Below are 11,271 nucleotides of genomic sequence, written 5' to 3' on the forward strand. Positions count from 1 at the left end.
ACTTTAACACATTTTTCCTATTTTTGCGAGAATGAACTTTACAGCACAACAAATAGCTGGAATTTTAGAAGGAGATATCGTAGGAGATCCTGAGGTAGAAGTTTCTAAACTTTCAAAAATTGAAGAAGGTACAGAAGGCTCTTTGACCTTTCTGGCAAACCCAAAGTACACGTCATTTATTTACTCGACCAAAGCGTCAATTACTATTGTAAATAAAACATTTGAGCCAGAAAACGATATTTCAACAACCCTAATCAAGGTTGAGGACGCTTACAAATCGTTTTCTAAGCTTCTGGAGTACTACAATCAGGTAAAACTTAACAAGCATGGTATTGAGCAGCCTTCATTTATTTCTGATTCTGCTACTTATGGAGATGAGATTTATGTAGGGGCTTTTAGCTACATTGGAGATAATGTGACCATTGGTGAAAATGTTAAAATTTTTCCCGGATCATATATCGGAGATAATGTATCTATAGGTGATCATACAATTATATTTTCCGGAGCAAAAATTTATTCAGAATGTACTGTTGGTAATCATTGTGTGATCAACTCTGGAGTTATTATAGGTGCAGATGGATTTGGTTTTGTACCAGATGAAAATGGAGAGTATAGTAAAGTGCCACAAACAGGAAATGTAATTATTGAAGATTTTGTAGACATAGGTGCGGCAACCACTATTGATAGAGCTACATTAGGTTCAACAGTAATAAGAAGAGGTGTTAAGCTGGATAATCAGATTCAGATAGCTCATAATGTTGAAATAGGAAAAAACACGGTAATTGCAGCCCAAACAGGAATTGCTGGTTCTACTAAAATTGGTGAAAATTGCCAAATTGGAGGACAAGTTGGAATTGCTGGTCATATTACAATTGGTAATAATGTTAGAGTTCAAGCACAATCTGGAATAGGTAGACATGTAAAAGATAATGAAGTATTGCAAGGGTCTCCGTCGTTCAATTATGGAGATTGGAACAAATCCTATGTATACTTTAAAAATTTACCAAAGATTGTTAAAACTATTAATGATTTAGAAAAAAAAGTAGATGGCAATAATTAAAACAGACGTCAAGCAAAGAACCATAGAAAAAGAGGTGTCGTTAACTGGTGTTGGATTACATACAGGTAAAGATGTAATTTTAACCTTTTGTCCTGCACCTGCTAATAATGGCTATTCATTTAAAAGAGTGGATCTGGAAGGTTCGCCTGTAATAGAAGCAGATGCGAATTATGTGACAAATACACAACGTGGTACCTGTTTAGAAAAAAATGGGGTAACCATACAAACTTCAGAACATGTCCTGGCAGCTTTAGTTGGTTTAGATATTGACAATGCAATCATAGAGCTAAACGCTTCTGAACCGCCTATTATGGACGGTTCTTCGAAGTTTTTTGTTGAAGCCCTTGAAAAAGCTGGTATTACCGAGCAAGATGATTTTAGAGAAGAATATGTAGTATCTGATGTGATATCTTATTCTGATGAAGAATCTGGAAGTGAGATTATTGTTATGCCTGCTAAAGAATACCAGGTGACTGCTATGGTTGACTTTGGAACTAAAGTTTTAGGAACTCAAAATGCAACAATGAATCATATTTCAGATTTTAAAGATGAAATATCAGATTCAAGAACCTTTAGCTTTTTACATGAACTAGAAATGTTGTTGGAACACGGACTCATAAAAGGTGGTGATCTCAATAATGCTATTGTTTATGTTGATAAAGAATTATCTCCTGAAACCACCGAAAAACTTAAAGTTGCTTTCAATAAAGACTCATTGGCTATTAAACCTAATGGGATCTTGGATAACCTAACATTGCATCATCCTAATGAAGCTGCAAGACACAAATTACTTGATGTTGTTGGTGATCTTGCTTTGGTAGGAACACGAATTAAAGGAAAGGTAATTGCTAATAAACCTGGACACTTTATAAATACACAATTTGCAAAGAAATTATCCAAGATAATTAAAAACGAGCGTCGTAATAATGTCCCTCAAATTGATTTGAATCAACAACCACTTATGGATGTTAATCAAATTATGGATATGTTACCTCACAGACAACCATTCTTATTATTAGATAAGGTATTTGAGCTTTCAGATTCTCATGTTATTGGGATGAAAAATGTAACGATGAATGAAGAATTCTTCAAAGGGCATTTTCCTGGAGCTCCCGTGATGCCTGGAGTGTTGATTGTTGAAGCCATGGCTCAAACAGGAGGAATACTTGTGTTAAGTACCGTTCCTGATCCCGAAAATTACCTTACTTTCTTTATGAAGATTGATAAAGTGAAATTCAAACAGAAAGTTGTTCCAGGTGACACCTTGATATTTAAATGTGATCTCATCACTCCAATACGTCGTGGTATTTGCCACATGCAAGGATACGCTTATGCTAACGGAAAACTCTGTGCAGAAGCAGAATTAATGGCACAAATTTCAAAAGTAAAATAAAATGAACCGAGCCCATATTAGTGCACGATATAGTTTGGATAACCTAATAGGTGAACACATTTTCTCCTATGCATCAAAAATAAAATCACGAAAATGAACCAACCTTTAGCTTATGTACATCCTGGAGCAAAAATTGCTAAGAATGTAGTCATAGAACCTTTTACAACCATATATAGTAATGTAACTATTGGTGAAGGCACCTGGATTGGAAGTAATGTTACCATTATGGAAGGTGCTCGCATTGGAAAAAATTGTAATATTTTTCCAGGTTCGGTGATTTCAGCAGTGCCTCAAGACCTAAAATATAATGATGAAGATACACTTACAATAATAGGTGATAATGTTACTATAAGAGAGTGTGTTACGATCAACAGAGGAACTACTGATAGAATGAAAACAGTCATAGGAAATAACTGTTTGATCATGGCGTATTGCCACGTAGCTCACGATTGTGTTGTTGGCAATAATTGCATCTTTTCTAACAACAGTACACTTGCTGGACATATTACAGTTGGAGATTACGTTGTTCTTGCAGGTATGACTGCTGTGCATCAGTTTTGTTCTATCGGAAATCACGCTTTTGTTACTGGTGGATCATTAGTACGAAAAGATGTACCCCCTTTTGTTAAAGCAGCTCGTGAGCCTTTATCTTACGTTGGGATTAATTCAGTTGGTCTTCGTAGACGAGGATTTACAACCGAAAAAATCAGAGAAATACAAGATATATACAGAATACTGTATCAAAAAAATTATAATAACTCTCAAGCTTCCGATTTAATTGAAGCTGAGATGGAAGCCACTCCAGAACGAGATGAGATTCTTCAGTTTATAAAGAATTCTCATAGAGGTATCATGAAAGGATATTTCAAATCAAACTAAAGTGTTCTTCGGAAAATAATATTTAAACAATTTAATAACTAAGAAATGGCAAGTACTTCAGATATAAGAAACGGATTATGTATTAGATACAATCACGATATCTACAAAATTATTGAGTTTTTACACGTTAAACCAGGTAAAGGACCTGCTTTTGTAAGAACTAAACTAAAGAGTGTCACTACTGGAAAAGTGATCGATAATACATTTTCTGCTGGACATAAGATTGATGATGTTCGAGTGGAAACACATAAGTTTCAGTACTTATATAATGATGGGGAATTTTATCATTTTATGAATGAAGCAGATTATACTCAAATACGATTATTAGAGGCTGCTTTAGATCGTCCAGATCTTATGAAAGAAGGAGAAGTTGTAACTGTTTTGATCAACACAGAAGATAATATGCCGCTATCAGTAGATATGCCTGCCAGTGTTATTTTAGAAGTAACACATACTGAGCCTGGAGTTAAAGGAAACACAGCTACCAATGCTACAAAACCTGCTACTGTTGAAACTGGTGCTTCAGTAAATGTGCCTTTGTTTATTAATGAAGGTGATAAGATTAAAATAGAAACTGAAAAGGGAACTTATAAAGAACGTATCAAGGAGTAGATGAAATTTCCTAAACAGCATACACTCAAAGAGATTGCGGATATTATACATACAGAATATGTAGGCGCAGATGACTTTCCTGTTCTGGGAATGAATGAAATCCATGTAGTAGAGCCAGGAGACATTGTCTTTGTCGATCACCCTAAATATTATGATAAAGCACTAGACTCTGCAGCAACTATTGTTCTTATAAACAAAAAAGTAGAATGCCCTGAAGGTAAAGCGCTTTTGATAAGTGATGACCCATTCAGAGACTTCAACAAACTTACATTGCACTTTAAGCCGTTTAAAACAGCTAATGTTGCGATTTCAGATACAGCAACTATTGGAGAGGGAACAGTTATTCAACCCAATTGCTTTATAGGAAACAATGTCACCATTGGTAAAAATTGCATCATACATTCTAATGTAAGTATCTACGATGATACCATCATTGGTGATAATGTCACGATTCATGCTGGAGCCGTTTTAGGAGCTAGTGCATTTTATTATAAGAATCGCCCAGAAGGTTTTGACCAGTTACGTTCTGGTGGTAGAGTGGTTATTGAAGATCATGTTGATATTGGAGCCTTGTGCACTATTGATAGAGGAGTGACTGCCGACACAACTATAGGTGAAGGATCAAAATTGGATAATCAAATTCAAGTTGGACATGATACTATCATTGGTAAGAAATGTTTAATCGCTTCTCAAGTTGGGATTGCTGGTTGTGTGATTATTGAAGATGAAGTAACCATTTGGGGACAAGTTGGTATTACCAGCGGAATTACCATAGGAGAGAAAGCTGTTATTTCTGCTAAGGCAGGCGTAAGTAAATCACTTGAAGGACATAAAAGTTATTTTGGTGTTCCAGCTGATGATTTCAGAAGTAAATACAAAGAAATTGCTGCAATACGAAAGATTCCTGAGATTTTAGAAAAATTAAAAAACTTATAAATGACTGCAAAAGATGTTGTTAGATCGTTCTATGATTTGGATTTAGCCAAAGCTGATAATGCGATAGATCTAATCCATAAAGATTGTAAATTGTTGTGGAACAGTAGTAATGGCTTTACATCTTTAGACTATGAGGGCGTTAAAACTATGCTTGAGGGTTTAAAGAAAGCGTTCCTATCGTTTAACTATAGAATCAGTCATTTACTCGAAGATCAAAATATGGTGACTGCCAGATATACAATCTATGTCACACCAATAGAGAAGCCTGAGCAGGAAGAAGCCCTAGCGCATTTTATTTCTATTTGGGAAGTTAAAGACAATAAATTATATCGTGGTCATGAAATAAGTCAGCTTGCTGATGATAGTTCTGATAGTTTAAATTCTTATGCTGAAATAAAAGTTTAAAAAGGTTTAAAAATTATATCCAATAACTTATTTTTGCAAAGCAAATTTGACACTATAAATTCATCTATTAAACAAACACAAATCAAATAAAACAAACACAAATGAGCGTTTTAGTTAATAAAGATTCGAAAATAATTGTACAAGGTTTTACCGGAAGCGAAGGAACATTTCATGCTGGACAAATGATTGAGTATGGAACCAATGTTGTTGGAGGTGTGACTCCAGGAAAAGGAGGACAAACACATTTGGATAAGCCTGTTTTTAATACGGTTTCAGAAGCTGTGGAAGCTGTAGGAGCAGATACTACAATTATTTTTGTACCACCTGCTTTTGCTGCAGATGCCATCATGGAAGCAGCTGATGCTGGAATAAAAGTGATCATTACAATTACTGAAGGTATTCCTGTTGCAGACATGATTAAAGCCTCAGATTATATTAAAGGAAGAGATTGTAGGTTAGTAGGCCCTAACTGTCCAGGAGTAATTACTCCAGGTGAAGCTAAAGTTGGAATTATGCCAGGTTTTGTATTCAAAGAAGGAAAGGTAGGAATTGTATCTAAGTCAGGTACTTTAACTTACGAAGCTGCAGATCAGGTTGTAAAGCAAGGTTTAGGAATTACTACAGCAATCGGTATTGGAGGAGATCCAATTATTGGAACAACAACTAAAGAGGCTGTTGAATTATTAATCAACGATCCTGAAACCGAATGTGTTGTTATGATTGGAGAAATTGGAGGTCAGTTAGAAGCTGATGCTGCTAAGTGGTACCAAAACAGTGGAAGCAAAAAGCCTGTAGTTGGGTTTATTGCTGGTGAAACTGCACCTGCTGGTAGAACAATGGGGCATGCTGGTGCCATAGTTGGTGGTAGTGATGATACTGCTCAGGCGAAAAAGGCAATTATGAGAGACTGCGGAATTCACGTGGTTGATTCTCCAGCTGAAATAGGAAAGAAAGTAGCTGAAGTGATTGCGTAATAATCATACTACTTAAAATACAAAAAGCAACTAAATGATTTAGTTGCTTTTTTTTTTGAATCAATATTTATTCAGAATGAGCAAAGATTAATCATCAATATTGTAGTTATTATATTGAAATACTAATTAAAAACACATAAAGATGAAAAAGCTGATATTATTATTAATCTCATTAATCACATACAATACTTATGCTCAGGACTCAATGCTTCAAAGTAATAATGAGCAACTGGAGGATAAGGCTGTAAAAATCACACAAACATATAGCGATCAATTATCATTAACTGGTAAGCAATTTATGTTATTTCAAAAAACAGTTGAAGAATTTTTAATTCGTAGAGAAAAAATTGAAAACGCATATAAGGGTAAGGAAAAATTAAAATTATTATATGAGATGCAAGAAGTGGAAACTAAAGAAATGAATGATATATTAACACGTCCTCAATTAGACTTGTATAAAAAGATCAAACTAGAGATTCAGCCATTAGACAAGGTTGAAGAGAAGAAATAATCGTAATTGAATATTGTTAAAAACCTCACAAGATTTTGTGAGGTTTTTTTATTTCATGCAACTTGTAATTGCTATATTTGAATACCAACTATTAAAAAATTAAATATGAAATTATTGGAAGGCAAAACAGCAATTATCACTGGTGCTAGTCGAGGTATTGGAAAAGGTATTGCTGAAGTTTTTGCACAACATGGTGCTAATATTGCATTTACATATAGTTCTTCGGTAGAAGCTGCTAATGCATTAGAAAAAGAATTGAATAGCCAAGGTATAAAAGCGAAAGGGTATCAGAGTAATGCTGCTAGTTTTGAAGACGCTCAGAAACTAGCTGAAGATGTATTAGAAGAGTTTGGCAGTATAGATATTTTGGTCAACAACGCTGGTATTACTAAAGATAATCTATTGATGAGAATGGGTGAGGAGGATTTTGATAAAGTCATCGAAGTGAATCTGAAATCTGTATTCAATATGACTAAAGCTGTTCAACGTACAATGCTGAAACAACGTAAAGGATCTATTATCAATATGAGTTCTGTTGTTGGTGTAAAAGGTAATGCAGGTCAGACTAATTATGCAGCTTCAAAAGCTGGAATTATTGGATTCTCAAAGTCGGTAGCTTTAGAATTAGGCTCAAGAAATATAAGAAGTAATGTGATCGCTCCAGGGTTTATCGAAACCGAAATGACCGCAAAATTAGATGAAGAAACCGTTAAAGGCTGGAGAAATGCTATTCCGTTAAAACGTGGTGGTACACCAGAAGACATTGCTAATGCTTGTGTTTTTCTTGCAAGTGACATGAGTGCTTATGTTACTGGCCAGACTTTGAATGTCGATGGAGGAATGTTAACCTAATATCTAGTCAAGTAATTGCAGACAGACACAATTGTATATATCATTTTATCTGGAATCATAGCGCTATTTTTAGCGCTTTTTCAGTATGCTTACAAATCAAAAATTAAAGGTAGGCGAGCCTGGTTATTGACGGCTCTTAGGTTTGTGAGTCTGTTTTCTGTATTGATGTTATTGGTTAATCCTAAGTTTGATAAAACTACTTATTATAACGAAAAGCCAAATCTGATTGTTGCTGTAGATAATTCAGAATCGATAGACTACCTTAATCAATCACAATCCGCAATAAGCTTTGTTAATAGTTTAAAAGTTAATGAAGCTCTCAACGAAAATTTCAATCTTGAGTTTTATAGCTTCGGAAAAGAGATCAACCCTACAGATTCGCTTTCATTTAATGAAAAGCAATCCAATTTAGCTTTAGCTTTTGAACGTTTATCTGAAGTTTATAATAACTCCATCTCTCCAACTTTGCTCATTTCCGATGGAAATCAAACCTACGGAAATGATTATGCCTATATGACGAAACGATATAAGCAGTCTGTGTTTCCTGTAATACTTGGTGATACAACAACCTATACAGATATTAAGATTCAGCAATTAAATGTTAATCGCTATGCGTATTTGAAGAACAAATTTCCTGTTGAAGTCATCGCCACTTATAACGGTAATTCCACAGTTAATACACAATTGAGAATTACAGTTGGAAATGCTACAGTGTTTTCAAAACCTATAACGTTCAGCAAATCTGTTGCATCTCAAATTGTTAATTTCACACTGCCAGCAAATCGAGTAGGAGTAACGAGTTACAAAGCGCAAGTGATCCCATTAGACAATGAAAAGAATACCATTAATAACGTTAAAAATTTTGCTGTAGAAGTCATTGATCAAAAAACTAATGTTGCAATAGTTTCTGATCTACTGCATCCAGATTTAGGAGCCCTTAAGAAGTCGATTGAAAGTAATGAGCAGCGTAATGCTGAGATTTTATCGACCACAGAGTTTTTAAACAAGTCTAATGATTTTCAGTTAGTTATCGTATATCAACCTACTAATAATTTTAGGGCTTTATTTGATGAAATTGAAAAGCTAAAACTTAACAAAATTGTCATTGCAGGTACAAAAACAAATTGGTCTTTGTTAAACCAGTTGCAAAGCAATTACAAGCAGCAACAAACCAATCAAACTGAAGAATATCAACCCACTTTAAATCAAAACTACGCAACATTTATTGTTGATAATTTGAATTTTAGTGAATTTCCACCTTTACTTGCAGAGTTTGGAGAAACATCATTTACTGTGCCTTACGAAACCATATTATATAAAACCATAAACGGTAATGACATTGATGAGCCGCTTTTTGCAACTTTTGAGATTAATGATAAGAGAGAGGCTTTAATTCTTGGCGAAGGTATTTGGAGATGGAGAGCTCAAGCGTTTATCAATGAGAACTCATTCAATACCTTTGATAACTTTATAGGAAAACTTGTTCAGTACTTGAGTACAAATCGTCAACGTACTCGACTTAACGTGAATCATGAATCGTTTTACAATGGTAATGACAATGTTAATATTACTGCCCAGTTCTTTAATAAAAACTACGAATTTGAAGATAACGCGACGTTAACTATTTCACTACTCAATAAAGATACCAACGAAACCAGATTGCTTCCGTTTGTATTAAGAAATACCAATTACGAAGTTGATCTAAGTGGTTTAGAAGCTGGAAATTACACCTTTACCGTAAAGGTAAATAATGAAAATATATCTAGATCAGGCGAGTTCAAGATTCTGGAATATAACGTTGAGCAACAATTCTTAAACGCTAATGTGGCAAAGCTTCAGGGTCTAGCTGATAATAGCAATGGAAAATCCTATTTCATTGATAATACATCGTCAGTAATTGATGATTTATTAAATGATTCCAGATTTGCAACTATTCAAAAAAGCACTAAAAAAGTCGTACCTTTGATAGATTGGAAATATCTTCTAGCACTCATCGCATTAAGTCTAGCTGCTGAGTGGTTTATTAGAAAATATAACGGACTAATTTAAAAAACTTAAACTATGGAAAAATTACCAAAAATTGCACTGCCAGTTATTTTTATTGCAGTTGTATTAATCATATTATTAGCCAAATCAGCGGTTACGATTGGATCGGGTGAAGCTGGTGTTTTATATAAGACTTTTGGAGGTGGAGTTGTTACAGATGAGCCACCTTTAGGAGAAGGTTTTCATATTATTGCTCCTTGGAATAAAGTATATGTATATGAAGTAAGACAGCAGGAGCTATTTGAAAAGATGAAAGTATTATCATCTAACGGTTTAGAGATTCAAATAGATGCTTCTGCATGGTATCAGCCTGTATATGCAACACTCGGACAATTACACCAGAATCTTGGAGAAAACTATTTGCAACGTGTAATTCAACCTGCTATTAGAAGTGCGGCACGTAGTGTTATCGGACGTTATACGCCAGACGATTTGTATTCAACTAAACGTGATGCCATTCAAATTGAAATTTTTGAAGAAACAAAAAAAATACTTGATAAACAGCACGTTCAATTAAATGAGGTGTTAGTGCGAGATGTAACTTTACCTCCAACAATTAAGGACGCTATTGAACGTAAGTTAAAGCAAGAGCAAGCATCTCTAGAGTATGAGTTTAGATTAGTTACTGCTGAAAAAGAAGCTGAAAAAGTTAGAATTGAAGCACAAGGTAAAGCCGATGCAAATAAAATTTTAAGTGCATCACTAACCGATAAAATTTTGCAAGATAAAGGAATTGATGCAACAATTAAATTGTCAGAATCTCCAAACAGCAAAGTTATTGTGATTGGTTCAGGAGATTCTGGAATGCCAATCATTCTAGGAAATCAGTAACAATTTAATGAAGGTCGTTTTTGTCTTTTTGATCTCTTGTTTTAGTCTTTTGGCACAAGATCAGGTGCAATTTCATTATACCAATTTAGTAGAGTCATATTACGACAAAACTAATGCAAAGCCTATCTTTATTTACAATGCAAAAAACGGTAAAATTGTAGATACTTTATCCAATGTAGAAGATAAAAACTCTTGGTATAAAATAGCTATACTGGATAGTGAATATGGATGGTTTAAGATTAAAAATATTCAAAGATTACCAAGCTCTTTTAAAGATTTTGATTACGAAGATCATTGGGTTAAAACCCAAGGGTTCTTAATAGCTGTCGATAATTATGATGTTAATCATCATGTATATCTTTATGATGAACCAACTAAGTATTCTAACAAAATTCACAAGGTGGATAATTTTCAGTTGGTAGCTGTTGCAGAGACGACCGACTTATGGGCAAAGGTTAGTTTTATGGTAGGGAAAGAAAAAGTTGAAGGTTGGTTAAGTTTTGAAGATCAATGTGCTTATCCATGGACTACATGTCCAAAATAAGACGAATATTAAATTAATCTTAATAATTTGAAAAGGATTTGGAATTGTAAATAAAAAATTGCAACCTTTGTGTATACAAAATAACAAATGACTTTTATTCAACTACATCATCATCATTTTCATACTAGCGCTCAAGCGAGGTGAGAATGTATTGAATAAATTCAACATATTTAAAAACCGTTTGAGTAAATCAAACGGTTTTTTGTTTCTATAACAATGTCCGTTAAT

At 34.2% G+C, this 11,271-nt stretch carries 12 protein-coding genes; all 12 read left to right on the forward strand.

Annotation, left to right across the window (positions count from 1 at the left end):
- Nucleotides 1-31 precede the first annotated feature (31 nt).
- Complete coding sequence (gene lpxD / locus Q0951_RS10150) at nucleotides 32-1,060, forward strand: UDP-3-O-(3-hydroxymyristoyl)glucosamine N-acyltransferase (RefSeq protein ID WP_299336533.1); 1,029 nt, start codon at nucleotides 32-34, stop codon at nucleotides 1,058-1,060.
- Complete coding sequence (locus Q0951_RS10155) at nucleotides 1,047-2,453, forward strand: bifunctional UDP-3-O-[3-hydroxymyristoyl] N-acetylglucosamine deacetylase/3-hydroxyacyl-ACP dehydratase (RefSeq protein ID WP_299336535.1); 1,407 nt, start codon at nucleotides 1,047-1,049, stop codon at nucleotides 2,451-2,453. The genes lpxD and Q0951_RS10155 overlap by 14 nt, the downstream gene beginning before the upstream one ends.
- Before the next feature lie 93 nt (nucleotides 2,454-2,546).
- Nucleotides 2,547-3,332 (forward strand): acyl-ACP--UDP-N-acetylglucosamine O-acyltransferase, encoded by a 786-nt coding sequence (gene lpxA, locus Q0951_RS10160; protein WP_299336536.1) that lies wholly within the window; start codon nucleotides 2,547-2,549, stop codon nucleotides 3,330-3,332.
- Nucleotides 3,333-3,377: 45 nt separating this feature from the next.
- Nucleotides 3,378-3,944 carry an elongation factor P gene (gene efp, locus Q0951_RS10165; protein ID WP_299336538.1) on the forward strand — a complete coding sequence of 189 codons (567 nt, stop codon included), beginning with the start codon at nucleotides 3,378-3,380 and terminating at the stop codon, nucleotides 3,942-3,944.
- Nucleotides 3,945-4,880, forward strand: coding sequence for a UDP-3-O-(3-hydroxymyristoyl)glucosamine N-acyltransferase (locus Q0951_RS10170; protein ID WP_299336540.1), 936 nt, complete (start codon nucleotides 3,945-3,947; stop codon nucleotides 4,878-4,880).
- Nucleotides 4,881-5,285 (forward strand): nuclear transport factor 2 family protein, encoded by a 405-nt coding sequence (locus Q0951_RS10175; RefSeq protein ID WP_299336542.1) that lies wholly within the window; start codon nucleotides 4,881-4,883, stop codon nucleotides 5,283-5,285.
- 101 nt (nucleotides 5,286-5,386) lie between these two features.
- A complete protein-coding gene (sucD, locus tag Q0951_RS10180; RefSeq protein WP_299336544.1) occupies nucleotides 5,387-6,259 on the forward strand; it encodes a succinate--CoA ligase subunit alpha in 873 nt (290 codons plus the stop codon).
- A gap of 142 nt (nucleotides 6,260-6,401) precedes the next feature.
- Nucleotides 6,402-6,770, forward strand: a complete 369-nt coding sequence (locus tag Q0951_RS10185; protein ID WP_299336546.1) for a hypothetical protein — start codon at nucleotides 6,402-6,404, stop codon at nucleotides 6,768-6,770.
- A gap of 105 nt (nucleotides 6,771-6,875) precedes the next feature.
- A complete protein-coding gene (gene fabG / locus Q0951_RS10190) occupies nucleotides 6,876-7,622 on the forward strand; it encodes a 3-oxoacyl-[acyl-carrier-protein] reductase (protein WP_299336548.1) in 747 nt (248 codons plus the stop codon).
- Nucleotides 7,623-7,637: 15 nt separating this feature from the next.
- Entirely contained in the window at nucleotides 7,638-9,671 is a 2,034-nt protein-coding gene (locus tag Q0951_RS10195) for a VWA domain-containing protein (RefSeq protein ID WP_299336550.1), read from the forward strand.
- A gap of 12 nt (nucleotides 9,672-9,683) precedes the next feature.
- Nucleotides 9,684-10,499, forward strand: coding sequence for a prohibitin family protein (locus Q0951_RS10200; protein ID WP_299336552.1), 816 nt, complete (start codon nucleotides 9,684-9,686; stop codon nucleotides 10,497-10,499).
- A 7-nt stretch (nucleotides 10,500-10,506) separates the two neighbouring features.
- Nucleotides 10,507-11,043, forward strand: coding sequence for a hypothetical protein (locus Q0951_RS10205; protein WP_299336553.1), 537 nt, complete (start codon nucleotides 10,507-10,509; stop codon nucleotides 11,041-11,043).
- The last annotated feature ends 228 nt before the right edge of the window (nucleotides 11,044-11,271 follow it).

This window comes from uncultured Psychroserpens sp. (genome assembly GCF_947501425.1).
GTDB lineage: Bacteria > Bacteroidota > Bacteroidia > Flavobacteriales > Flavobacteriaceae > Psychroserpens.

Coding starts and splice junctions, on each gene's coding strand:
- Q0951_RS10205 (WP_299336553.1), top strand. CDS start 10,507: ATGAAGGTCGTTTTTGTCTTTTTGATCTCTTGTTTTAGTCTTTTGGCA.
- fabG (WP_299336548.1), top strand. CDS start 6,876: ATGAAATTATTGGAAGGCAAAACAGCAATTATCACTGGTGCTAGTCGA.
- Q0951_RS10155 (WP_299336535.1), top strand. CDS start 1,047: ATGGCAATAATTAAAACAGACGTCAAGCAAAGAACCATAGAAAAAGAG.
- Q0951_RS10185 (WP_299336546.1), top strand. CDS start 6,402: ATGAAAAAGCTGATATTATTATTAATCTCATTAATCACATACAATACT.
- lpxD (WP_299336533.1), top strand. CDS start 32: ATGAACTTTACAGCACAACAAATAGCTGGAATTTTAGAAGGAGATATC.
- lpxA (WP_299336536.1), top strand. CDS start 2,547: ATGAACCAACCTTTAGCTTATGTACATCCTGGAGCAAAAATTGCTAAG.
- Q0951_RS10200 (WP_299336552.1), top strand. CDS start 9,684: ATGGAAAAATTACCAAAAATTGCACTGCCAGTTATTTTTATTGCAGTT.
- sucD (WP_299336544.1), top strand. CDS start 5,387: ATGAGCGTTTTAGTTAATAAAGATTCGAAAATAATTGTACAAGGTTTT.
- efp (WP_299336538.1), top strand. CDS start 3,378: ATGGCAAGTACTTCAGATATAAGAAACGGATTATGTATTAGATACAAT.
- Q0951_RS10170 (WP_299336540.1), top strand. CDS start 3,945: ATGAAATTTCCTAAACAGCATACACTCAAAGAGATTGCGGATATTATA.
- Q0951_RS10175 (WP_299336542.1), top strand. CDS start 4,881: ATGACTGCAAAAGATGTTGTTAGATCGTTCTATGATTTGGATTTAGCC.